The 22104-nt window shown below is 71.1% G+C and carries 22 protein-coding genes; 15 read left to right on the top strand and 7 right to left on the bottom strand.

Annotated elements, in window-relative coordinates; translation table 11 throughout:
* Window positions 1-91 precede the first annotated feature (91 nt).
* From ALI22I_RS43845 to ALI22I_RS43825, 5 genes are all read left to right on the top strand, one after another.
* On the top strand, window positions 92-673 hold the full coding sequence (locus ALI22I_RS43845; RefSeq protein WP_077012046.1) for a PadR family transcriptional regulator: 582 nt from the start codon (window positions 92-94) through the stop codon (window positions 671-673).
* Window positions 670-1845, top strand: coding sequence for an FAD-dependent oxidoreductase (locus ALI22I_RS43840; protein ID WP_077011484.1), 1176 nt, complete (start codon window positions 670-672; stop codon window positions 1843-1845). Before ALI22I_RS43845 ends, ALI22I_RS43840 begins: the two co-directional genes overlap by 4 nt.
* Window positions 1846-1916: 71 nt before the next feature.
* Window positions 1917-2654 carry a class I SAM-dependent methyltransferase gene (locus ALI22I_RS43835; RefSeq protein ID WP_077012045.1) on the top strand — a complete coding sequence of 246 codons (738 nt, stop codon included), beginning with the start codon at window positions 1917-1919 and terminating at the stop codon, window positions 2652-2654.
* A gap of 42 nt (window positions 2655-2696) precedes the next feature.
* Window positions 2697-3374 (top strand): phosphotransferase family protein, encoded by a 678-nt coding sequence (locus tag ALI22I_RS43830; RefSeq protein ID WP_077011483.1) that lies wholly within the window; start codon window positions 2697-2699, stop codon window positions 3372-3374.
* Between the two features lie 191 nt (window positions 3375-3565).
* On the top strand, window positions 3566-3955 hold the full coding sequence (locus ALI22I_RS43825) for a DUF4267 domain-containing protein (protein WP_077011482.1): 390 nt from the start codon (window positions 3566-3568) through the stop codon (window positions 3953-3955).
* Here ALI22I_RS43825 and ALI22I_RS43820 read toward each other — a convergent pair.
* Entirely contained in the window at window positions 3912-4790 is an 879-nt protein-coding gene (locus ALI22I_RS43820) for a class I SAM-dependent methyltransferase (protein ID WP_077011481.1), read from the bottom strand. The genes ALI22I_RS43825 and ALI22I_RS43820 overlap by 44 nt on opposite strands.
* A gap of 99 nt (window positions 4791-4889) precedes the next feature.
* Between ALI22I_RS43820 and ALI22I_RS54270 the strand changes: the two genes are divergently transcribed.
* Together ALI22I_RS54270 and ALI22I_RS43815 are read left to right on the top strand one after the other, a co-directional pair.
* On the top strand, window positions 4890-5069 hold the full coding sequence (locus tag ALI22I_RS54270; RefSeq protein ID WP_238598874.1) for a hypothetical protein: 180 nt from the start codon (window positions 4890-4892) through the stop codon (window positions 5067-5069).
* Window positions 5015-5245: a DoxX family protein gene (locus tag ALI22I_RS43815; protein ID WP_238598873.1), complete on the top strand. Its 231-nt coding sequence runs from the start codon at window positions 5015-5017 to the stop codon at window positions 5243-5245. Before ALI22I_RS54270 ends, ALI22I_RS43815 begins: the two co-directional genes overlap by 55 nt.
* A gap of 171 nt (window positions 5246-5416) precedes the next feature.
* Here ALI22I_RS43815 and ALI22I_RS43810 read toward each other — a convergent pair whose 3' ends face one another.
* Window positions 5417-6322 carry an NADP-dependent oxidoreductase gene (locus ALI22I_RS43810; RefSeq protein ID WP_077011480.1) on the bottom strand — a complete coding sequence of 302 codons (906 nt, stop codon included), beginning with the start codon at window positions 6320-6322 and terminating at the stop codon, window positions 5417-5419.
* A gap of 100 nt (window positions 6323-6422) precedes the next feature.
* Entirely contained in the window at window positions 6423-6737 is a 315-nt protein-coding gene (locus ALI22I_RS43805; protein ID WP_077011479.1) for an ArsR/SmtB family transcription factor, read from the bottom strand.
* A 101-nt stretch (window positions 6738-6838) separates the two neighbouring features.
* Here ALI22I_RS43805 and ALI22I_RS43800 point away from each other — a divergent pair, with 101 nt between their 5' ends.
* Entirely contained in the window at window positions 6839-7561 is a 723-nt protein-coding gene (locus ALI22I_RS43800; RefSeq protein ID WP_238598872.1) for a hypothetical protein, read from the top strand.
* Window positions 7562-7920: 359 nt separating this feature from the next.
* Here the strand turns inward: ALI22I_RS43800 and ALI22I_RS43790 are convergent, their stop codons facing one another.
* Window positions 7921-8955: a helix-turn-helix transcriptional regulator gene (locus ALI22I_RS43790; protein WP_077011477.1), complete on the bottom strand. Its 1035-nt coding sequence runs from the start codon at window positions 8953-8955 to the stop codon at window positions 7921-7923.
* A gap of 87 nt (window positions 8956-9042) precedes the next feature.
* Here ALI22I_RS43790 and ALI22I_RS43785 point away from each other — a divergent pair, with 87 nt between their 5' ends.
* The 5 genes from ALI22I_RS43785 to ALI22I_RS43765 all read left to right on the top strand — a co-directional run bounded on the left by ALI22I_RS43785 (window position 9043) and on the right by ALI22I_RS43765 (window position 13166).
* The gene (locus tag ALI22I_RS43785; RefSeq protein ID WP_077011476.1) at window positions 9043-9495 is read left to right on the top strand and encodes a cupin domain-containing protein; all 453 of its coding nucleotides are present in this window, start codon (window positions 9043-9045) and stop codon (window positions 9493-9495) included.
* 214 nt (window positions 9496-9709) lie between these two features.
* Window positions 9710-10156 carry a GNAT family N-acetyltransferase gene (locus ALI22I_RS43780; RefSeq protein WP_077012043.1) on the top strand — a complete coding sequence of 149 codons (447 nt, stop codon included), beginning with the start codon at window positions 9710-9712 and terminating at the stop codon, window positions 10154-10156.
* A gap of 136 nt (window positions 10157-10292) precedes the next feature.
* Window positions 10293-11294, top strand: coding sequence for a FecCD family ABC transporter permease (locus ALI22I_RS43775; RefSeq protein WP_077011475.1), 1002 nt, complete (start codon window positions 10293-10295; stop codon window positions 11292-11294).
* A 10-nt stretch (window positions 11295-11304) separates the two neighbouring features.
* Window positions 11305-12333, top strand: coding sequence for a FecCD family ABC transporter permease (locus ALI22I_RS43770; protein ID WP_077011474.1), 1029 nt, complete (start codon window positions 11305-11307; stop codon window positions 12331-12333).
* Window positions 12330-13166: an ABC transporter ATP-binding protein gene (locus ALI22I_RS43765; RefSeq protein WP_202971196.1), complete on the top strand. Its 837-nt coding sequence runs from the start codon at window positions 12330-12332 to the stop codon at window positions 13164-13166. Before ALI22I_RS43770 ends, ALI22I_RS43765 begins: the two co-directional genes overlap by 4 nt.
* A gap of 202 nt (window positions 13167-13368) precedes the next feature.
* Here ALI22I_RS43765 and ALI22I_RS43760 read toward each other — a convergent pair whose 3' ends face one another.
* The gene (locus ALI22I_RS43760) at window positions 13369-14196 is read right to left on the bottom strand and encodes an SDR family NAD(P)-dependent oxidoreductase (RefSeq protein ID WP_077011472.1); all 828 of its coding nucleotides are present in this window, start codon (window positions 14194-14196) and stop codon (window positions 13369-13371) included.
* A gap of 28 nt (window positions 14197-14224) precedes the next feature.
* Complete coding sequence (locus ALI22I_RS43755) at window positions 14225-15010, bottom strand: carbon-nitrogen hydrolase family protein (protein ID WP_179118552.1); 786 nt, start codon at window positions 15008-15010, stop codon at window positions 14225-14227.
* A 137-nt stretch (window positions 15011-15147) separates the two neighbouring features.
* Here ALI22I_RS43755 and ALI22I_RS43750 point away from each other — a divergent pair, with 137 nt between their 5' ends.
* Entirely contained in the window at window positions 15148-17133 is a 1986-nt protein-coding gene (locus ALI22I_RS43750) for a UvrD-helicase domain-containing protein (RefSeq protein ID WP_077011470.1), read from the top strand.
* 129 nt (window positions 17134-17262) lie between these two features.
* Here the strand turns inward: ALI22I_RS43750 and ALI22I_RS43745 are convergent, their stop codons facing one another.
* On the bottom strand, window positions 17263-18801 hold the full coding sequence (locus ALI22I_RS43745) for an MFS transporter (RefSeq protein WP_077011469.1): 1539 nt from the start codon (window positions 18799-18801) through the stop codon (window positions 17263-17265).
* A gap of 124 nt (window positions 18802-18925) precedes the next feature.
* Here ALI22I_RS43745 and ALI22I_RS43740 point away from each other — a divergent pair, with 124 nt between their 5' ends.
* On the top strand, window positions 18926-22060 hold the full coding sequence (locus tag ALI22I_RS43740; RefSeq protein WP_077012042.1) for a BTAD domain-containing putative transcriptional regulator: 3135 nt from the start codon (window positions 18926-18928) through the stop codon (window positions 22058-22060).
* Window positions 22061-22104 lie beyond the last annotated feature (44 nt).

Genomic DNA, 22104 nt, shown 5'->3' with positions numbered 1-22104 from the left:
TCACCAGGCCCATACGTAGGGTTGTAATGAGGGGTAATAGTTGACGTTGACTAGTTAGTATTGGATAGTCAGAGTTGACTAGGAGGTGGCGGTGAAGTCCAAGCGGAAGGTCGGCAACCTGCTCGGGTTGGCGGTGCTCGGCTATCTCGTCCGGGAGCCCATGCACCCCTACGAGCTGAGCCGGCTCATGCGCGACCACGGGGACGATCGCAGCATCAAGTTCACCCACGGCTCGCTCTACATGGTCTTCGGGCAGCTCGCCAAGGCCGGGTTCATCGTCGAGCAGGAGACGTCACGCGAAGGGCAACGGCCCGAGCGGACGGTGTACGCGTTGACCGACGCCGGGCGGGCGGAGCTCAAGGACTGGATGCGCGAACTCGTCGCCGAACCGCGGCACGAGTACCCGCACTTCGTGGCGGCCCTGTCCATGATCGGGGCGCTGCACCCCGACGAGGTCACCACCCTCCTGCACGACCGGCTGGACGGGCTCGGGCGGCAACTGGAGGAGGCCAAGGCGGTCATCGCCGGCGCCGACGCGCACCCGCTGTTCCTCATCGAGGAGGAGTACCGCATCTCGATGCTGAACGCCGAGATCGCGTTCGTCCGCCACTTCCTGGCACGTATCGAGGACTGGCGCCCGCTGTGGGCGGGCTTCCACGGGGAGGAACCATGAGAGCGACTGTGATCGGGGGCGGCATCGGCGGACCCGTAGCCGCGATGGCGTTGCGGAAGGCCGGGATCGAGGCGACCGTCCACGAGCGCTACGACTACACGGCCGACGGCTCGGGCGGTGCGTTGAGCATCGCGCCCAACGGCCTGCAAGCGCTGGACGTCGTGGGTCTCGCCGACGCGGTGCGGGACGTCGGCACGCCGATGACCGCCATGGCGTTGCAGAGCTGGACGGGCAAGACGCTCGGCCAATTCGGCAGCGAACCGCCGCAACTGCTGGTGTGGCGCTACGACCTCTACCGCGTGCTGCGCGAGGAAGCGGTCCGGCGCGGTGTCACCATCGAGCACGGCAAGGAGCTCGTGGACGCCGTCGATCACGGCTCGCACGTCACCGCGCACTTCGCCGACGGGTCCGAAGTGGACTCCGATCTGCTGATCGGCGCCGACGGCATCCGGTCGACCGTGCGCCGGATCATCGACCCGGACGCGCCGGCACCGCGTTACGCCGGTCTGCTCGGCTTCGGCGCCCGGATGGCGCGGACCGGTGAACCGTCGACCGACGGCGCCATGCGGCTGGTCTCGGGCAAGCGCGCGTTCTTCGGCTACCAGATCCACGACGACGGCTCCGGCGGCTGGTTCGCCAACCTGCCCCACAAGACACCGATGACGACCGCCGAAGCCCGTGCCACCGGCCCCGAGCAGTGGCTGGACGTGCTGGCCACGGCGTTCGCCCCCGACCGGACGCCCGCCGCCCGGATGATCGCCGCCACCGACCCGGCTGCCCTCATCGTGACCGGCGGGTTGGAGGACGTGCCGAGCGTGCCGACGTGGAGCCGTGGCCGGATGGTGCTGGTCGGGGACGCCGCGCACGCCACGTCACCCAGTTCCGGGCAGGGGGCTTCGCTGGCGTTCGAGAGCGCGGTGCAACTGGCCCGTTGCCTGCGCGACCTGCCGTACGGCGAGGCGTTCAGGACCTATGAGTCGATGCGCCGGGTGCGGGTGGAACGGATCATCGCCCAGGCCGCGCGGACCAACCGCAACAAGGCCGCCGGTCCGATCGGCCGGGTCCTGCGGGACGTCATGATGCCGTTGGCGTTCAAGTTCGTCGATCCGGCCAAGTTCACCTGGCAGTTCGACCACCGGATCGAGTGGGACGACACCCTCAGCCACGCGTAGTCGAGTCCCTGCGCCGGGCCGGCCGGGAAATGCGGTGGATCGGCTGTAAGCCGCCCGATTACGGTCCGGTCGTGCATCACGGTGAGTTCCGCGATCCCCGTCTCGTGCAGGTCTACGACGCCCAGTGCCCGTGGTCGGTGGACGACGACTTCTTCCTGTCCGTGGTCGACGAGACCCCGGCCGCCCGCGTGCTCGACCTGGGCTGCGGCACGGGTCGGCTGGCGCTCGGCCTGGCCGCCGCCGGGCACGCCGTGACGGGGGTTGATCCCGCTGCGGCGTCGTTGGCGGCGGCACGGGCCAAGGCCGGTGCCGAGCGGGTGATGTGGGTGGAGGGCTCGACGGACTGCCTGCCCGACGCGGCGTTCGACGTGGCGGTGATGACGAGCCATGTGGCGCAGTTCTTCGTCACCGACGAGGAGTGGGCGCGTGCGCTGGCCGATCTCAGGCGGGCGTTGGTGCCGGGCGGCCGGTTGGTGTTCGACACGCGTGATCCCCGTGCGCGCAGGTGGGAGCGGTGGAACCCGGTGGAGTCACGGGACCGGGTGACGTTGGCCGATGGTGTCGACGTGGTGGTCTGGACCGAAGTGACGGCGGTCGAGGGCGGCGCCGTCACGTTCGTCCACCACTACGCGTTCTCCGACGGTGACGAGCGGCGCAGTCAGGCCACGTTGCGGTTCCGCGGTGAGGAGGAGGTGCGCTCCACGTTGGCGCAGGCGGGCTTCACGGTCGACCACATCCACGGCGGCTGGCACCGTGAGCCGATCGGCGCGCCGGACGGCGAACTCCTCGTCATCGCCCACACCCGATAGCCGCCCTTGAGGTCGGTCAGCCACGCGTAATCGGAGGTAGATGTGACCGGAGCGGACACCCGGCTCCCGCACGGGTACACCAACGCCACCGGCAAGAGCGGGGGAGTGGTGCGCAAGTCCTACCTCGGCCCCGATCCGCTGGGACGGGCCGCTGTCGAGCGTGCCGCCCTGACGGGGCTGCACGGCCGGTTCCCGGTGCCCGCTCTCGTGCCGGACGCCCCGGAGGGCTCGCTGTGGTTGGCGGAGGTGGACGGCAGGCACGCGCAGGAGGTGATCGCCGACGGGCGGGCAGGGGAGGTGCTGCGGTTGTGCGGCGAGACCCGGCGGCTCCTGTCGGAGATCGACCCGAGCACTGTGCCGGGCCTGCCGGGTGACGGCGACGTGATCGTGCACGGTGATTTCGGGCCGCAGAACATGCTGCTGACCGAGACCGGCGACGTGGTGCTCGCGGTGATCGACTGGGAGCTGTGCCGCCTGGGTGCGGCGGTGGATGACCTGGCGTGGACCGAGTGGATCGTGCGGACGCACCACCCGGAGGCGGTGGGACACCTCGGTGAGCTGTTCGCCGGATACGGCGAGCGGCCCGAGTGGTCTCTGCGGCACGAGGCGATGTTGGCGGCGTGTCGGCGGTGCCGTGACTTCTGCGTGCGGTGGGACGCGCCGGCGGCGGTGGCGATGTGGGAGGACCGCATCCGCGCCACGGAGGCCTTCACGGAGTGACACGGGAGGCGGGGGGCCACCGGTGAACGACGTGTCGGGTCAGGAGAACCGGCTCGGCAGGTCGAGGCGGCGCGTTCGCGCTCACGGCGCTGGATGGACACGGTCGGTCTCTAGCAGTGCTAGACATTCGAGCGCAACTAAGTCTAGTGGCGCTCTCACACCTAGCACTGCTAGAGACCGGAGTCGAAGTCATGTCCCTCAAGCGGTTCAACACAGGGCTCGCCGTGCTCGTCGTCCTCGCCGGCCTCGGTTTCGGCCTCAACTTCCTGGTCAACCCGCAGACGGCGGCGGCCGGCTTCGGCATCGATCCGTGGCCCCAGGCGGAGGCCGGGGGCTATTTCGTGGTCAAGGGCGTGCGCGACATCGCCTACGGCCTGACCGCGCTCGTCCTGTTGCTGCTCAAGCACCGCCACGCCCTCGGTTGGGTCGTGCTGGCCGACGCGATCATCCCGATCGGTGACTGCATCGCCGTGGTCGCCAACGGCGGCACGGTGGCCTACGCCCTCGGCGTCCACGGCTCGGCCGCCGTGCTGGTGCTCATCGCCGCCGCGTCGCTGCTGTGGGAGACCCGGAAGCGGTGAGCAGGAACGCGGGCGACCACCAGTAGTCGTGCAGCCGGGTGACCTCGACGTCGGTGAACCCGGCCCGCGTGACCTGCTCCGCCCACCGCGACGCGGGCTGCTCCCACGTCGCCCGGGTCGCGCCCGGCACCAGCTGGCCGGTCAGCACCGGCATCAGGAATCCCTGTGCCACCAGGGCCCGGTCGGTGTCGTACTCGGTCAACCCGCGCTCGTAGGCCTCCGCCAGGAACCTGCGGTGCTCGGGACTCGCGTGCGGCAGGTCCGGCACGTCGAACTCGACCACCGCCAGCACCCCGACGTGTCCGACCAGGTCGGCCAGCACGCCGTCACGCACCTCGTGCGGCAGGGTGTGCAGGGCGAACGTCGACTGGGTCACGTCGAACACCGCGTCCTCGGGCAGTGCCGCCGCGAACGGCTCGACCCCGGTGTGGCGGGCGTCGATCTCGAACCCGTCCAACGCCCGCACCGCCGTGTCGAGCAGTGCCGCCGACGGCTCGACCAGCGTGACGGCGGCGGGCGCGTTCCCGGAAGCCAGCGCCGGCAGCAATGCCCGGCCGTCACCGCAGCCGATGTCCAGCAGGCTCGACGGCCGGGCCCGGTCGTAGACCTGCCCCAACGCCTCGGTGACCGCCCGGTAGAGGCCGACGTTGCCACCGCCGTTGATGAACGCCTCGAACGCGGCCGGCTGGTCGTACACGGACCCGCTCCGCACGTCTTCCAGGTGCTCGGCCAGTGCCGCCGTCAGCGGCGTCCCGCCACCGCGGACCGCCTCCCTGGCCCGGTCGAGGTCTCCGTCGGCCAACGCCTTCAGGGCTTCGTCGATGTAGATCGTCACCGTACGAGCTAACCAAACTCCGACGACCGACGACCGCCAAGGTAATACGTATCTCATACGATATGATACTCGTATTAGTTTATGACCCATGGAGTCGTCGTGACCACTGCACACACCGTCGTTTCCCTGCTGGCGATCGCGTTCAACGGGTTCTCGGGCGTCGCGGCCCTGCTGCACTTCAAGCCGATCATCCCCGGCATGGAGAAGGCCGGCGTGCCGGTGTCGTGGCTGAGGTTCCCCATCGGCACGCTCAAACGGCGGGCGCCGTCGGCCTGCTGATCGGTCTCCTCGCGGTGCCGTGGGTGGGCACGGCGGCGGCGTCCGGGCTCGTCCTGTTCTTCGCCTGCGCGATCCAGACCCACCTGCTCGCCCGCGACTACTCGTCGCAGTTCGGCCTGGCAATCGGATTCCTCACCCTCAACGCCGCCACCCTCGCGCTCGGACTGGCCGCGTGAGCGCGATCGCCGCCCGCACCGCTGCGGCCATGCTCGTGTTCGGGTCCCTGAGCGCGCTCACGGCGGTTCGTTCGCGTTCTGAGCGTTCAATTCGGGTGTTCTGGACGTTGGACACGCGTGTTCTGAGTGTTGGACACGCGCGAGGGTGCGACTGCGTGGCTGACCGGGCGCTCAGGCTGTCAGTACGAGCTTTCCGCGCACGTGGCCTGTGGCGCTGACGCGGTGGGCTTCGGAGGCGTCGGCCAGCGGGAAAGTGCCCTCGACGGCGGTGACGAGTTTGCCCTGGGCGGCGAGGTCGGCCAGTTCCGCCAGGCGCTCGGCGGAGCGTTGCTGTGGGCCGGCCGAGAAGGTGACGCCTAGCTCTTGGGCGGCGTTGTCGGAGATGGTGATGATGCGGTCGGTGCCGCCGCGCAGTTCGATCGACGCCGGGAGCGCGCCCTTGCCCGTCACGTCGAACACCGCGTCGACGCCCTCGGGTGCCAACGCGCGCACCCGTTCCACCAAGCCCTCGCCGTACGTCGTCGGCGTGGCGCCGAGGGCGGCGATGTGCTCCTGGTTGGCGGGGCCGGCTGTGCCGATCACGTGCAGGCCCGCCAACACTGCCAGCTGCACGGCCATCGTGCCCACGCCGCCCGCTGCGCCGTGGATCAGCAGGGTCTCGCCCGGCTTGACGTCCAGCAAACCCAGCACGCGGTCGGCGGTTTCGACGGCCACGGGCAGTGCCGCGGCGTTCTCCCACGACAGGCCCTCGGGCTTGAGCGCGAACGTGGTGGCCAACGCGTACTCGGCGTACGAACCGGTGTCCGGCCAGCCGAGCACCTCATCCCCGACCGACACGCCGGTGACGTCCGGGCCGACCGCGTCGACCACGCCCGCGACCTCGATGCCCAGGATCGTCGGCAGCGGGGTGGTGAAGACGGCCTCCATGATGCCTGAGCGGACTTTCACGTCGAACCCGTTCACGCCGGACGCCCGCACCTCGATCCGCACCTGGCCGGGACCGGGCTCGGGGCGCTCCACGTCGGTCAGGCGCAACTCTTCCGGCCCGCCGAACCGGCTCAGCACAACGGCTTTCATGACGATGTCTCCTCGGTGGTGTCGGCTTCCGCAGCGTCGGCTCGGACGGTGTCGGTTCTGACGGTGTCGATCTCGTCGGCGCTCAGGACCCGCAGCCGGCTCAGTCGGCGTCGAGCACCTTGGCGACCAGCCCCGGAAACCGGGTTTCCAGCTCGTCCAGCCGCAGCGTGTTCATCCGCTGCCGCCCCTCGTCCCACTGCCGGATGATCCCGGCCTGCCGCAGCGCCCGGAAGTGGTGGCTGAGCGTCGAGGCCGCGACCGGCAGGCCGAACGTGCCGCACGGCCGGTCGCCCTCGGCGAGCAGCAGCCGGATGATCGCCCGCCGGTGCGGGTCGGCGAGCGCGCGCAGCACGTCGTCCACCCTGATCTCGTCGATGTCCGGGTGGCTCAACGGCATCCAGCGACCCAGCCCCATTCCCGGCAGTCCTCTCAGCTCTATTCGACACTTCACGAAAAGACTACCTCCGGGCTGGTCTATTAGAGAGGTCTCGAATAGACGCCACCAGGGAGGCATCCATGGGGTTCGTCCTGAGCACACTGTTGATCGCCACGCTCGCCTGTCCGATCGCGGACCCGGCGCCCGCCGGTCCGCGACTGCCCTACGAGCCGGACGCCGTCGGCCCGACCAACATCGAGAACGGCACGGTCGACGTCACCACGGACGGCGGCGAGGGCGTGCTGCTCGCGTTCCACACCCGCCGCTGGACCGGGACGGGGGAGAAACCTGCCGCGCCGCGCCGGTTCGTGTTCCTGTTCGACGACTCGATCCGCTTCAACACCACCGCGTTCCCGACCTGCGACCGCACCACGGTCGAGCGGGACGGCATCGGCGCGTGTCCGGCCGGCTCACGGGTCGGCGGCGGCACGGCCGAGTTCTACCCGACCGGATCGGCCGAGGTCGCCGTGTTCAACACCGCCTACGCCAACGGCATGCGCGGCGTGCTGATCACCATCCCGGCGACGGGCACGATCCTGGAGAACACCTTCGAGCGCGTCGCCCACCCGTACCGCGACCGGTACAGGTGGGGCTCGGACGAGATCATCCCGCCGAGCACGGTGCCGCCGCAGGACCGGGCGGTCACGCAGGCGTTCTCGGTGACGTTCGGCGCGACGCGCGACGGGCGCAGCTTCGCCGAGACCGACACGCCGGTGGGCAGGCCGATGGACTTCGGCGTCTACAGCCATTACGTCACCGGCCAGATCACCCTCGCCGAGGAACGCACGACGCGCACGTCATGACCCGGACACGCCCCCGCGGCCAGGCTGCGGGGGCGTGTCGCAAACCCTGGCGTCCGGTGGCGGAGGTCGGGGACCGCCCCCATGACGGCCCTGGCCGCAGGGGAGGGGCGCGGTGCTGGAACGGGCGAGGAGGCACTGGCTGTGGCCGCTGTCGGTCGCGGTGGTCGGGTTCGGGGCGTTTACCGGTCTCTCGGTCCTCACCCGTGCCGTGCCGGCGTCCGGTGGCAACGGCGCACGCGCGCACACCCCGGACTTCACCTTCTGGGTCGGGCTGGTCGCCGGCCGCCTCCGGTATCCTCGCCCCGCTGGCGACGAGCGTGCTGGCCGTGGTGATCCCCGCCGTCAGGTGATCCCCGTCGTCAGGTGACGCGCTCCTCCGGCCGCAGCCGCGCGACCAGCTCACCCCGGCTGCGCACGTCCACCTTGCCGAACACCGACTTCAGGTGGTCCTGCACGGTGTGCGCGGAGATGACCAGCCGGGCCGCGATGTCCGAGGTGGACCGCCCGGCGATGACCTCGTGGCACACCTCGCGTTCCCGGGCCGTGAGGCCGTAGGCGGCGAACAGCAGGCCGAGCAGTTCACCACCGGACGCGCGTTCGACCGTCACCACCGTCTCGTCGTCGTCCTCGGCGATCAGCCTGCTCGCCTGCAACAGGACCCAGCCACCGGACGCGTCGCGCACGCGGGCCCGGAACGTGCCGGAAGCGGCAGCCCGCGCGCCGACCACCACGGCCCGCAGCAGTACCGAGAACCGGCCGGGCGCGATCTCGTCCAGCTCCTCCCGCCACGACCGGGCGGCGGCCGTGGCCGCGCGCTGCACGCAGTCCGGGCCGACCACGACGATCGCCGGGTCACCGCCGGCCCGGTGGTTGCCGCACCGTGCCGCCACCCGCGTCGCGGCGGCCAGCGCCGGCGTCACGGAGGCGACGAACTCGGCCTCGCGGTCGGTGAAGTCGCCGCGCCGCACCATGCCCGCCGCGCCCCAGCACGTGCCGTCCACCCGGAACACCGCCCGCATCTCGTGGCACAGACCCAGCGGTCGCCACACCTCGTTGAGCCGGCCACTGCGCGCGACCTCCCGCTGCGGCACGTCCGACAGCAGCGCCACCGGTTCCGGTCGGCGTGCCAGTTCGGCGAACGTGTGCGGCTCGCCGCCGCTGTACTCGTAGGTGGCCAGCAGCGGCTCGTACTCGGCCGGGATGCGGGTGGGGCCGCTGGTCATCGAGCTGATCACGGCGGTGTCCGGATCGAGCGACGCCCAGCAGGTCAGCTCGGTGGGCACGACCCGTTCGACCACGTCGATGGCGGCCCGGTGCAGCTCGGCGACACCGAGGCCTGCCGAGGCGAGCGCGGCGATCTCACGCCGCGCGCCGATCGCGCGACCTTCCCACATGGACCGAGTATGCGTCCGATTCCGCGACACCGACATCCCACATTTCCGGGATGGAAAGCCCCGGCCGGCGGTTCCTACCGTCGAGTCATGAAGACACACCTGAGCACCACCGGCGACGGCTTCGAGCTCAACTCGCCGGACGCCAAGATCACCGTCAAAGTCGACGCCGCGCACACCGACGGCGCCTATGAACTCTTCGAGGTCGACGCGCAACGCGGCCCGACCATGCCGCCGCACCGCGAGCCGTGGGCCAAGACGTACTACGTGCTGCACGGCCGGATGGCCGTGCTGGTGGACGGCGAGGTCTACGACCTGGGCCCCGGTTCGTCCCTCGCCATCCCGGCGGGAGCGTTGAACACGTTCACCGTGCACACGCCGTCCGTCCAATTCCTGGCGATCAGCCTGACCGACGCGCTGGGCCGGTTCTTCCACGACGTCGACCAGGCCGTGCCCGCCGGCACACCACTGGAGGAGGCGGCCGAGCGGCTCCCGGACCTGGCCGCACGGCACGGGGTCACGCTGGGGGAGTGGCCGTCGTGAACGCCGTCGCGCAGGTCGCCGTCCTTGATGTTGGCGTTGACCCGACGACAATCCCGATGAGCTCCGCCACGGTCACCTCTGCCTCCGCATTCCGGCATACGCCGATCGGATCATCGCAACGGATCTCCGTGTACCGGGCCGTGTTCGCGCGATGTTCACCTGTGCCGGCCGGAAGCTGCCGACACCGCCGCCGACCGCCGGCAGCATCGACGTCGTGGCTGAGCTGAGCATCCGGGTGGCGACCGGCGCCGACGACCCGGACAGGTTGTTCGACCTGCTGTGGACGTTGGCCCCGGACGACGACCGGCCGGAACCCGACCGGCTGATGAGCGCGTGGCGCGAGATCGTCGCGCAGGCGGGCAGGCGCGTCTTCCTGGCAGAGCGGGGCGCCGATCTCGTGGGCGCGGTGGACACCGTCGTGGTGCCCAACCTGACGCGCGGCGCGCGGCCGTTCATGTTGGTGGAGAACGTCGTCGTGCGCCAAGCGGACCGTCGCGGGGGAGTGGGCTCGGCGTTGTTCGAGGCCGCGTCGGCGTGGGCGCACGAGCGGGGTTGCTACAAGATCCAACTGCTGTCCAACAGCCGGCGAGCCGATGCCCACCACTTCTACGAGCGGCACGGCTTCGCCGCCACCGCCAAGGGCTACCGCCGCTACCTGTGACCGCCGCCCGTCACCGTCCGCAGGTGGTCAGGGCGGTGACGGGCGGCCCAAGCGGAGTCCACGCGCCCGAGGCCGGCCGGACGATCACCTCACCCGGTGCATCGGTTAGCCTTACCTAAACTTCCGGGAGGTGTGGGTGTCGCGCGGAACGGTGCGAGGGGTCGGCTTGGTGGTGTCGGTCGGTGTGCTGGGCCTGGTCGTGCTGCTCAGCCTCTGGATCGGCACCAAGAGCATCCCGTTCACCGACACCTTCTCCCTGCTCCTCGCCGACGACGGCACCGGTGACGCGGCGATCGTCCGTGACGTCCGCGTCCCCCGGGCGGCCCTCGGCCTGCTCGTCGGCACGGCCCTCGGGCTGTCCGGCGCGGTGATGCAGGCGTTGACCCGCAACCCGCTGGCCGACCCCGGCCTGCTCGGCGTGAACATGGGAGCGGCGGCGGCGATCGTGTCCGCCATCGCGTTCTTCGGCATCACCAGCCCCACCGGTTACGTCTGGTTCGCGCTGGCCGGCGCGGCGGGCACGGCGACGGTCGTCTACGTCCTCGGCGCGGCCGGCCGGGGCACACCCACACCGGACCGGCTGGTGCTCAGCGGCGCGGCGCTGACCGCCGTCCTGTTCGCCTACGTCTCGGCGATCCTGCTGCTGTTCACGCACACGTTCGACTCGTTCCGGTTCTGGAACGTCGGCTCGCTCGCCGGCCGCGACTTCCAGCTCATCGGCCAGATCTCGCCGTTCGTGCTGCCGGGCATCCTGATCGCGTTCCTGCTCGCGCGGAACCTCAACGTGCTGGCCCTCGGCGACCACACGGGCAAGGCGCTGGGTGCGAACGTCAACCGCACCCGTGCGTTCGGCGTCCTGTCCGTCACGCTCATGGCCGGCGCCGCGACCGCCGCCGCCGGGCCGATCTCGTTCGTCGGCCTGACCGTGCCGCACGTGGCCCGGATGATCGGCGGCAGTGACCAGCGCTGGGTGCTGGCGTTCTCCGCGGTCCTGTCGCCGATCCTGCTGCTCGGCTCGGACATCGTCGGGCGGGTGATCATCGCGCCGCAGGAGATGGAGGTCGGCATCATCACCGCGTTCATCGGCGCGCCGGTGTTCATCGCGCTGTGCCGGCGGCGGAAGCTGGCGACGCTGTGAGGACGATGCCGTGAGGACCATCCGCACCCCCGCCGTCTCGCTCCGGTTCAGCGAACGCGCCCTGCTCGTGAGCGCGGTCATCGCCGCGCTGACCGTGGTCGCCGCCGTCGCCACCATGGTCACCGGCGATTTCCCGCTGACCATCGGCGAGGTGCTGGCCACGTTCTCCGGCAACGGCGACGGCTACGCCGACTTCGTCATCTTCACGCTGCGGCTGCCGCGCCTGCTCACCGGCCTGCTGGTCGGCGCGGCGCTCGCGCTCAGCGGCGCGATCCTGCAAAGCCTGTCCCGCAACCCGCTGGCCAGCCCCGACATCATCGGCTTCACCCAGGGCGCGGCCACCGGCGCGATCGCGGTGATCGTGCTCGCGCAGGGCAGCATGGCGGCCACCGCGCTCGGCGCCACCGCCGTCGGCCTGCTCACGTCCGGCGCCGTCTACCTGCTGGCGTTCAAGCAGGGCGTGCAGGGTTTCCGGCTGGTGCTCATCGGCATCGGCGTGAGCGCGATGATGCTCGCGGTCAACTCCTACCTGCTCACCCGCGCCACCCTGGAAAGCGCGTTGGCCGCGCAGACCTGGCTGGTCGGCGGCCTGAACAACCGGGGCTGGGACCAGGCCCAGGTGGTTGCGGTGGTGCTGGCGGTGCTGCTGCCGTGCGCGCTCGTCCTCGGTCGTCGTCTGGCGCTGCTGGAGATGGGCGACAGCGCCGCGACCGGCCTGGGCGTGAACGCCGAGCGCACCCGCTTGGCGCTGCTCGTGGTCAGCGTCGGCCTGGCCGCCGTCGCCACCGCCGCCGCCGGACCGATCAGCTTCGTGGCGTTGGCCGCGCCACAGCTCGCCCGACGGCTCACCGGCGCGTCGGGCCCCGGCCTGGCCGCCTCCGCGCTCATGGGCGGTCTGCTGCTGGTCGTCAGCGATTTCGCGGTGCAACGGCTGTTCCCGACGACCCAGCTCCCGGTCGGCATCGCGACCGGCGCGATCGGCGGGCTCTACCTGGTGTGGCTGCTGGCCCACGAATGGCGGAAGGGGAGCACGACATGAACATGCCAAAGGCGGAGCCGACAATCGGACGACTGCGCGGTGCGGATCTGACGCTGTCCTACGACGAGCGCGTCGTCGTGTCCGGCCTGGACGTCGAGATCCCCGACGGCTCGTTCACCGTCATCGTGGGCCCCAACGCCTGCGGCAAGTCCACCGTCCTCAAAGCACTGGCGCGCATGCTCAAGCCACGCACCGGCGCCGTGTACCTGGACGGCGAGGCGATCTCGACGTACCGCTCCAAAGAGGTCGCCCGCCGCCTCGGCCTGCTGCCCCAGACGTCCATCGCACCCGGTGGAATCACCGTCGGCGAACTGGTCGCCCGCGGCCGTTACCCGCACCAGCGGCTGCTGCGGCAGTGGTCCACAGAGGACGAGGCGGTGACGTCGGAGGCGATGAGCCTGACCGGCGTGCACGACCTGGCGGATCGGTTGGTCGACGAACTGTCCGGCGGCCAACGGCAACGCGTGTGGCTGGCCATGGTTCTCGCCCAGCAGACGTCGATCCTGCTGCTGGACGAGCCGACCACGTTCCTGGACATCGCGCACCAGATCGAGGTGCTGGACCTGTGCGCCAACCTGCACGAGGACGGCAACCACACCCTCGTCGCCGTCCTCCACGACCTCAACCAGGCGTGCCGCTACGCCACCCACCTGATCGCGATGAAGCCCGGCGAGGGCGTAGTGGCACAAGGCAACCCCGCCGACATCGTGACCGCCGAACTGGTGGAGCACGTGTTCGGCCTACCGTGCCGAGTAATCGCCGACCCCGAAACCGAAACCCCCCTGATCGTGCCGCTCCGCCGCCAGCGGGCCACCCAGACCGTCGGAACGTGACCAGCATCAGTCCCGCTGCGCCCCGGTGGTCGTCTCGTCCAGCCACACCAGGTGGACCCGCCGCGACAGGCGACCATTCGCTTGAAGTGACCAGAACAGGTGGCCAGACTGGTGCGGCCAATCTTGCTTACGCTCCAGAATGGAACCCTCGACGCTGCTGACGGGCCTACCGTTCGGGCGTGACCTGGAGAACCGGACGAAGTCAGACTTGCCACCTGACCCGGCCCGGTGGCTCGGGGGTCAGTTCGGTGGTGAATGCGGTGGCGATGTCTTCGACCTGCCATGAGTCCCGCACCAGGACGGGGTGCTTCACGGCGTACTGCGAGATGACGTGCAGCTTGTCGGGCAGGAACCGGACCAGTTGGCCGGAGACGTCCTTGGCGAGGTCGCTGAGCAGGTAGGTCACCAGGGGTGCCATCTTGTCGGGTGTCTGGTCGGGTGAGCTGATCTGGTGGGCACGTGGGTCGGTGTCCATCATCGGGGTCCACGCTAGTGGCGCGATTGCGTTGACTCGGATGTCTCGCGCCGCCAGGGACGCGGCCCAGGACGTCGTTACCGATGCGATCGCGCCCTTGGACGCCGAATAGGCGGCGGCGCCGGCACGGCCCAGCATCGCGCCGGAGACGACGTTCACGATCGACCCGCCTCGCATGACCTTCGCTGCCGCTGTGCCGCAGTACATCGTGCCGAGCACGTTGACCTCGATCACCGAGCGCATGATGTCGGGCTCGTCCTCCCACGGTTCGGCGAAGTGCGTGATGCCCGCGTTGTTCACCAGGCCGTCCACCTGCCCGAACGACGCCACGCACAGCTCCACGACAGCCGACGCGGCCGCAGGATCCGCCACTGAACCGGTGTGCGCCACGGCCCGGCCGCCCGCTGCCACGATCGACGCCGCGAGCGAAGGGGCGCCCTCGATGTCGTTCACCACGACCGCGGCGCCCTCGGACGCCGCGTGCCGCGCGTACGCCTCACCCAACCCGCGACCGGCGCCCGTCACGATCACGGCCTTGCCGTCCAGAATCCCCATCGGGCCCCTTCCGCTCGACTCGGCCACGTCAGCCGAGCTGCCCCCGGTAGCCGGCCTTCGCGTCGTCGGCGCGCAACCGGTCGAGTTCGCCACGCTCCAGGACGGCGACCACGATCTGCGGGCCGATTCCCGCCTCGGCCACCCGACGACCGTCCGGGTGCCACACCCCACTGCCGCCGCACGAACGCCAACCGGGACCCGCGCCGGCCAGGTTCGCCACCAGCGCGTACATCCGGTGGTCCATCGCGCGGGCCGCGGGGTGGACGTCCAGGCGCCGTTCCTGCCCCTCCGTGTAGAGCGCCGACACGGCGTAGACGTCCGCGCCCCGCCCGGCCGCCTCCAGAGCGTGCTCGGGAGCGGCGGCGTCGTAGCAGACGGCCAGCGCGATCCGCCAACCGTCGATCTCCGCCATCGGGGACGACACACCCGGTTCGAACAGGTCCCGCTCGTCCCGGTGCAGGTACTGCTTGCCGACGATCTCGACCCCGCCGTCCGGTGACAGCACGACCGAGGCCAGCAAACGATCGCCGTCCGGTCCGAGCCACGCCGCACCGACCACCGTCGTCACCCCGTGGGTCCGGCTCGCCTCCCGGACGACGTCCAGTCGGGGGTCCTCGGCGGTGACCCAGCAGGTCGGATCGGCCAGGCGGTCCAGGTCGTAGCCGGTCAACGACAGCAGGGGGAACAGCAGCAGCCGCGCGCCCGAGTCCGCCGCGACGGCGACCGTCGTGGCCGCGCGGCGCGCGTTCTCCGCGATGTCACCGGGTATGGGCGCGTGCTGCGCGACGGCGACCACCAACTTGTCGGATTCCACGCGATCGATCATTCCACGCGGAATCCCCGCGCGAGGCCGTTGCGGAGAAACGCGCGGAGAAATGTGGTAAACATCAGGGTTGACTTCGCCAGGAATGGCGGAATGAAGACAGTCCCAGTATATCACAGGGGGCAAGCGTGACAACCGGGGAATTGTCCGCCGAACGGGATCGGATCGCGTTCCTGCACGACCGGCTCGACCGGGAACGAACCGCCGCCCAAGCCGAACTCGACGCCGCGCTCCGTGACGCCCACGAACAGCGTTGGCACCGCGAAGTGGCCGTCCGGACGCTGTCCGACCAGGTCAGCCGCCTGAAGGTGGCGGACGACGGCCTGTGCTTCGGCCGCATCGACACCGCCGACGAACGCATCTACATAGGCCGCATCGGCCTGTTGGACACCGAGAACGACTACGAGCCGTTGTTGACCGACTGGCGTGCGCCGGCCGCACGCCCGTTCTACACCGCGACCGCGGCGAACCCCGAGGGAGTGATGCTCAGACGCCATTTCCACACCAAGGGCAGACACCTGGTGAGCTTCCACGACGACGAACTCCAGCTCACCTCGAAAGCGCTGCTCGACGCGTTGAACGCGCCCAGGTCCGACACCATGCGCGACATCGTGGCCACGATCCAGGCCGAGCAGGACGAGGTGATCCGGCTGCCGCACCGGGGCGTCCTGGTGATCGAGGGCGGTCCGGGCACCGGGAAGACAGCGGTGGCCCTGCACCGCGTCGCCTACCTGCTCTACACGCAACGGGAACGGCTTTCCCGCCAAGGCGTGCTGGTGGTCGGCCCGAACCCGGGTTTCCTGCGGTACATCGGCGAAGTGCTGCCGTCGCTGGGTGAGACCGACGTCGTGTTCGCCACGCCCGGCGAGCTGTTCCCCGGCGTGCGGACGGAGCGGGAGGACACGCCGGAACTCCAGGCGCTGAAGGGCGGTCTCGCCGCCGTCGACCTGCTCGTGGAGGCGATCGCCGACCGCCAGGAACTGCCCGCCGAACCCATCCCGATCGAACTGGAGGACGTCACCGTCCCCCTGACCGCCCGGATCGCCGCCCAAGCGCGGGACAAGACCAGGAAGGCCGGGCTGAAGCACAACGAGGCCCAGTCGGTGTTCCACAAAGCCCTGGTGAACGCCCTGGTCGCGCCTGCGTTGAAGCTGATCGGGGAGGACTGGCCGGAACTGGCGGCGGACGTGCGCCGCGAGCTGACCGGCCACCCCGACGTGCGGAGGGCGGTGGCCGAACTGTGGCCGGTCCTGACCCCGTGCACCCTCCTGGCCGACCTCTACGCCGGCCGCTGCTTCGCCCTCGGCTACCCGGAACTGCACCGCGACGACCCGCACGCGTGGACCGTTTCCGACGTGCCGCTGCTGGACGAGGCGGCCGAACTGCTCGGCTCGGACGGCCGGGCCGGACGGCAGGAGGCCGAGGAACGTCGGCGGGCCGTCGAGTACGCGCAGGGCGTGCTGCACGTCATCGACACCGACCAGGCCATGCACGAGGACGAACTCCGTGCCGTGGACCTGGTGAACGCCGACTGGCTGGCCGACCGGCACACCGCCGTCGACCACCGCGTGTTGGCCGAACGCGCCGCCGCCGACCGCGAGTGGACCTACGGCCACGTCGTGGTGGATGAAGCCCAGGAACTGTCCGCAATGGACTGGCGGCTGCTGGCCCGGCGCAGCCCGAACCGCTCCATGACCATCGTCGGCGACCTGGCCCAACGGCAGGCGGAAGCCGGTGCCCGCAGCTGGCGCGGGGTGCTGGACCCCCTGGCCCGCTGGGAGTACCGGCGGCTGACCGTCAACTACCGCACGCCCGCCGAGATCATGGCCTACGCCGCCGAAGTCCTGGCCGAAGTGGACCCCACCGCCGTCCCGCCGACGTCCGTGCGCCACGGCGAACCACCCCTCGAAGTCACGGACACCGACCCGGAGACCTTCCGCCCGCCGACCGGCACGTTCGCCGTGATCACCCCCACCGGCCCGCTCACACCCCGTGCGTCCAAGGGCCTGGAGTTCGACACGGTCGTGGTGGTCGATCCCGAACGGATGACACCGGCCGAGCGGTACGTAGCACTGACCCGCGCCACCCAGCGCCTGGTCGTCGTGCGCAACTGAAGTGCCGGGATGCGGGTTTCCGCATCCCGGCACGCACGCCGTCCTACCGGCTCCAACTGCTTCAACGCTTCGCAGGGGTACTCGCCAGGGAGACCCCTGCTTTGATCTTACCGGCGGGGTCCGACAATCTCAGGCGTTCACGATCGCGACGTCCTCCCGCTCCACGACCGGAGCCGCCGTGGGCGGCACGCGGCGCAGCACGCTCAGAGCGAGCAGGGCCGCACCCGCGACCAGAGCGGCCGCAACCACCGCCGCGATGTTGAGGCCGCTGGTGAACGCCGCCCGAGCCGGTTCCACCAACGCCCGCGCCGCGTCCGACGACAAGCCCTCGGCCGCAGCCAGCGCTCCCGACAGCGAATCAGCCGCCTCGGCAGGCACATCACCCGGCATCGCCGCGTGGTAGACCGCCGTGCCGATGCTGCCCATCAACGCGATCCCCAGCGACACCCCCAGATCGCTCGCCGTGGTGTTGACCGCCGACGCGGCACCCGCCTTCTCCGGCGGCGCGGCCGTGATCACCAACGTGGTGGTCAACGCCATCGTCGGCGCGATACCCGGGTAGAGCAGGTAGAAGCCGGTGATCAGCAGCGGCAGCCCGCCCACGCTGTCCACCTGGGTCAGCACGACGTACCCGGCGATCGACAGCACCGCGCCGCCCGCCACCACGTACGCCGGCCGCACCCGCCGCGCCAGGATCGGCGACAACGTCGACACGGCCACCAGCGCCAGCGCCGCGGGCAGGATCCACAGCCCCGCCGCCAACGGCGACAGCCCGGCCACCAACTGGAGGTACTGCGTGAACAGCAGGTAGATGCCGCCGAGCGCGATCGCGGACAGCAGGAACACCCCCAACGCGCCGCTGAACGTCCGGTTCGCGAACAGCCGCACGTCCAGCAGCGGGTTGTCCAGGCGGAGCTGCCGGCGGGCGAACAGCACCGCGAACACGACACCGACGACCACCGTCACCACCGACGTCACGCTCAGCCCCGACTTGGAGAAGTCCTTGATCCCGTAGACGAACGGCAGCAGCGCGGCCATCGACAGCAGCACGCTGGCCAGGTCCGGCAGCCCGGTGCCCGGCGCGCGGTACTCGGGCACCGACAGCGGCGCCACAACGACGACCAGCGCCATCACCGGCACCCCGATCAGCAGCGCCGCGCCCCACCAGAACGATTCCAGCAGCAGCCCGCCGACCAACGGCCCGACCGCGACACCCACCGAGACCGACGCCGCCCACAGCCCGATCGCCGTCGCACGCTGCCGTGCGTCCCGGAACATGGTGCTGACCAGCGACAACGTGGACGGCATCACGGCCGCCGCGCCGACGCCCATCAACGCCCGCGCCCCGATCAGCAGCTCGGCGTTCGGCGCGAACGCGGCCAGCACCGAGGCCACCCCGAACGTCGCCGCACCGAACAGCAGCACCCGGCGCCGCCCGACCCGGTCGCCGACGGTGCCCATGGCCACCAGCAGCCCGGCCATCACGAACCCGTACACGTCGTTGACCCACAGCAGTTGGTCGCTGGTCGGCCGCAGGTCGGCGGCGATGTGCGGGGTGGCCAGGAACAGCACGGTCATGGCCAGGAACAGCAACGCCGTCGGCAGCAGCAGCACCGCGAGGCCGAGCCACTCCCTGGTTCCGGCCCGATCGCCGACATCGACAGACATGGTGATTCTTCCCCTTGCTCGAACCGCTCGAACCCGCTCGAACGGTCGGTTTCCGCTCGTGGGACCCACAGTGGCCGGCGCGGCTCCAGGAACCGTCCAGATCGACTTCGGGTACGGTCGGACCGTGCGTTTCGGGGTGCTGGGCCCGCTCGCGGTGTGGACGTCGGACGCCCGGCTCGTCCGCGTTCCGGAGCTGAAGGTCCGGGCGCTGCTGGCCCAGCTGGTGATCGACGCGGGCCGCGTGGTGCCCGCCGACCGGTTGATCGACCGGCTGTGGGGCGACCGGCTGCCGGCCAACCCCGCCGGCGCGCTCCAGACCAGGGTTTCCCAGCTCAGGGCCGCGCTGGACGAGGCAGAGCCGGGCGCGCGGCGGCTGGTGGTGTCACGCCCGCCCGGCTACCTGCTGGACGTCACCCCGGACGCGGTGGATGCCGGCCGTTTCGAAGCGCTCATCGGCGAAGCCACCGAAGCCACCGGAGCCACCGCGGGCACCCCGCAGGCACGCGTCGCGCTGCTGGACGACGCCCTGGCGTTGTGGCGCGGACCGGTGCTGGCCGATTTCGCCGACGAGGAGTTCGCCCGCGACGTGACGGCCCGGCTGGAGGAGCTGCGGCTCACCGCGTGGGAGCAGCGCGCCGAGGCACGGCTGGAGTTCGGCGAACCGGGCCTGCTGGCCGACGAACTCGGCGACCTGGTGGCCCGCCACCCCCTGCGCGAACGCTTGCGCGCCGCCCACTTGCGTGCCCTCTACCAGGCCGGACGGCAGAGCGAGGCGCTAGCCGGCTACCGCGATCTGCGCGCCCGGCTGATCGCCGAACTGGGCGTCGAGCCGGGCCCGCGCCTGGCCGCGCTGCACCGGGCGATCCTGGAACAGGACCCGTCGCTGAGCACCGCCGTGGAGCCGCCGACCAACCTGCCGCACCTGCTCGGCGACCTGGTCGGCCGGGACGCCGAGATCGGCGAGGTGCGGTCGCTGCTCGCGGCGGACCGGCTGGTCACCCTCACCGGGCCGGGCGGTGTGGGCAAGACCCGGCTGGCGCTGGCCGTGGCCCGGGAGTCGGCGGCCGGGTTCCCGGACGGGACGTGGCTGGTGGAGCTGGCCGCGTTGCCGGCGGGCGCGCGGCCGGACGAGGTCGCGGCGCTGGTGGCGGTGACCGTCGGCCTCCGCGACTGCGCGGCGACGGATCTGGCGGGCAAGCTGGCCGAGACCCTGCGCGCCAAGCGGATGCTGCTGCTGTTGGACAACTGCGAGCACGTCGCACCGGCCGCCGCGGGGCTGGCCGCGGGGCTGTTGCGGGCCGCGCCGGGGCTGCGGGTGTTGGCGACCAGCCAGAGTCCGCTGGACGTGGCCGGTGAGCTGCTGTGGAACGTGCCGACGTTGGCCGAGTCCAGCGCGGTGGAACTGTTCGTGGCACGTGCGGCGGCGGGCGTGCCCGGCTTCACCCTGAACGCGGACAACGCCGACGCCGTCGCGGCCATCTGCCGCCGGCTGGACGGTATCCCGCTGGCCCTGGAACTCGCCGCCACCAGGGTCCGGGCGCTGGGCGTGCACGAGATCGTGGCGCGGCTGGACGACCGGTTCCGGGTGCTGACCGCCGGGCACAGCGGCGCGCCCGCCCGGCAGCGGACCCTGCGGGCGATGCTCGACTGGAGCTGGGAGCTGCTGACCGAGGCGGAGCGGACGGTGCTGCGCCGGCTGTCCGTGCACGTGGACGGCTGGACGTTGAGCGCGGCGGAAGCCGTGTGCGGCGGTGCGGGCCTGGACGTGCTGGACCTGTTGGCACGCTTGGTGGACCGGTCCCTGGTCGCCGCCTCCACCAGGGACGACCGCGACGGCCCTCGGTACCGACTGCTGGAGTCCGTCGCCGCGTACTGCTCGGCGAAGCTGCGCGAGGCCGGTGAACTGGCGGAGATCGAGCGGCGGCACCGGGACTACTACGCGCGGCTCGCCGCGACCGCCGACCCGTTCCTGCGCGGTCCGGAGCAGCGGCAGTGGCTGCACCGGCTGGACGCCGAGGCCGCCAACCTGCGCGTCGCGGTCGACCACGCGGCCCGTGACGGTGAAGCGCTGCCGTTGGTGGAGTCGCTGGCCTGGTACTGGGTGCTGCGCGGGCGCCTCGGTGAGGGACGTCGGGCGTTGACCACGGCGTTGGCCGGCGGCGGCCCGGAGGACGAGGCGGGCACCGCCCAGGTTTGGCACACCGCGTTCAGCCTGCTCATGGGCGTGGCATCCGGGCTGGTGAAGCCGCCCGCGTCCCGGCCGACCGGCGTGGAGGCCGCGGCACGGCGTGCGCGGGCCGAGTGGTTCCTCGGGTTCGCCGGGATCGGCATCGGTGAGCTGAGCATCGGCCAGGACCTGGTCGGCGACGCGTTGGCAGTGTTCCAGGCCCAAGGTGACCGGTGGGGCACGGCCGCCGCGCTCGGCACGCTCGCCCGGTACGCGTTGGCGCGCAGCGACCTGGACGCGATGGCCCGACACGGCGAGCGCAGCATGGCCCTGTTCACCGAGTTGGGTGACCGGTGGGGACAGTTGCACGCGACGTTCGGACTCGGCACGCACGCCGAGGTCGTCGGCGACTACGACCGCGCGGCCCGCCTGCACCGCGAGGGCCTGCGGATGGCCGAGGAACTGGGCCTGGGCACCGAACTGTCGGACAAGCTGTCCGCCCTGGGTCGGATCGCGCTGCTGACCGGTGACCTGGAACAGGCCGATGAGCTGCACGAATGCGCACGGGTGCAGGCCGTCTCGCAGGGCTACACGCTCGGCGAGGAGTACGCCGAGCTGGGCTTGGCGTTGAGTGCGCGGCGGCAGGGGCGGTTCGACGACGCCGAGGCGTGGTTGCGCAAGTGGCTGGAGCAGGACCGTCGGCTGGAGTCCGATATCGCGCTCGCCCTGATCTTCGCCGAACTGGGCTTCATCGCCGAGCAGCGCGGTGACGTGGACACGGCCCGTGCCCTGCACGTCGAGGGGCTGCAAGCGGCACGGAAGGCGGCCGATCCGCGGGCGGTGGCCCTGGCGTTGGAAGGTCTGGCCGGGGTGAAAGCCGTCCTCGGGCACCACGACCGGGCGGCGCGGCTGCTCGGTGCGGCCACCGTGCTGCGGGAACAGGTGGGCGCGCCGCTCCCTTCGGGTGAACGCGGGGACGTCGAACGGATCACCGCGACGTCGCGTGCGGCGTTGGGCGCGGACGCGTTCGCGGTGGAGTTCGAGCGCGGACGTGCGCACGGCGAGTCCGAAGTGGACTTCATCGTGCCGTGACCGGCCCCTCGCGCTTGTCGCTTGTCCGCTTGTCGTGCGAACGG

It is taken from the genome of Saccharothrix sp. ALI-22-I, from assembly GCF_001984175.1.
GTDB lineage: Bacteria > Actinomycetota > Actinomycetes > Mycobacteriales > Pseudonocardiaceae > Actinosynnema.
The sequence above is the reverse complement of the archived record's forward strand: the minus strand, read 5'-3'. Positions and strand labels throughout refer to the sequence as shown.

Excerpts from the sequence above, each read along its gene's own strand:
- ALI22I_RS43790 (WP_077011477.1), bottom strand. The coding sequence starts at position 8,955 with ATGTGGGAAGGTCGCGCGATCGGCGCGCGGCGTGAGATCGCCGCGCTC.
- ALI22I_RS43810 (WP_077011480.1), bottom strand. The coding sequence starts at position 6,322 with ATGAAAGCCGTTGTGCTGAGCCGGTTCGGCGGGCCGGAAGAGTTGCGC.
- ALI22I_RS43760 (WP_077011472.1), bottom strand. The coding sequence starts at position 14,196 with ATGGGGATTCTGGACGGCAAGGCCGTGATCGTGACGGGCGCCGGTCGC.
- ALI22I_RS43825 (WP_077011482.1), top strand. The coding sequence starts at position 3,566 with ATGTCCCTCAAGCGGTTCAACACAGGGCTCGCCGTGCTCGTCGTCCTC.
- ALI22I_RS43785 (WP_077011476.1), top strand. The coding sequence starts at position 9,043 with ATGAAGACACACCTGAGCACCACCGGCGACGGCTTCGAGCTCAACTCG.
- ALI22I_RS43745 (WP_077011469.1), bottom strand. The coding sequence starts at position 18,801 with ATGTCTGTCGATGTCGGCGATCGGGCCGGAACCAGGGAGTGGCTCGGC.
- ALI22I_RS43765 (WP_202971196.1), top strand. The coding sequence starts at position 12,330 with ATGAACATGCCAAAGGCGGAGCCGACAATCGGACGACTGCGCGGTGCG.
- ALI22I_RS43805 (WP_077011479.1), bottom strand. The coding sequence starts at position 6,737 with ATGGGGCTGGGTCGCTGGATGCCGTTGAGCCACCCGGACATCGACGAG.
- ALI22I_RS43800 (WP_238598872.1), top strand. The coding sequence starts at position 6,839 with ATGGGGTTCGTCCTGAGCACACTGTTGATCGCCACGCTCGCCTGTCCG.
- ALI22I_RS43840 (WP_077011484.1), top strand. The coding sequence starts at position 670 with ATGAGAGCGACTGTGATCGGGGGCGGCATCGGCGGACCCGTAGCCGCG.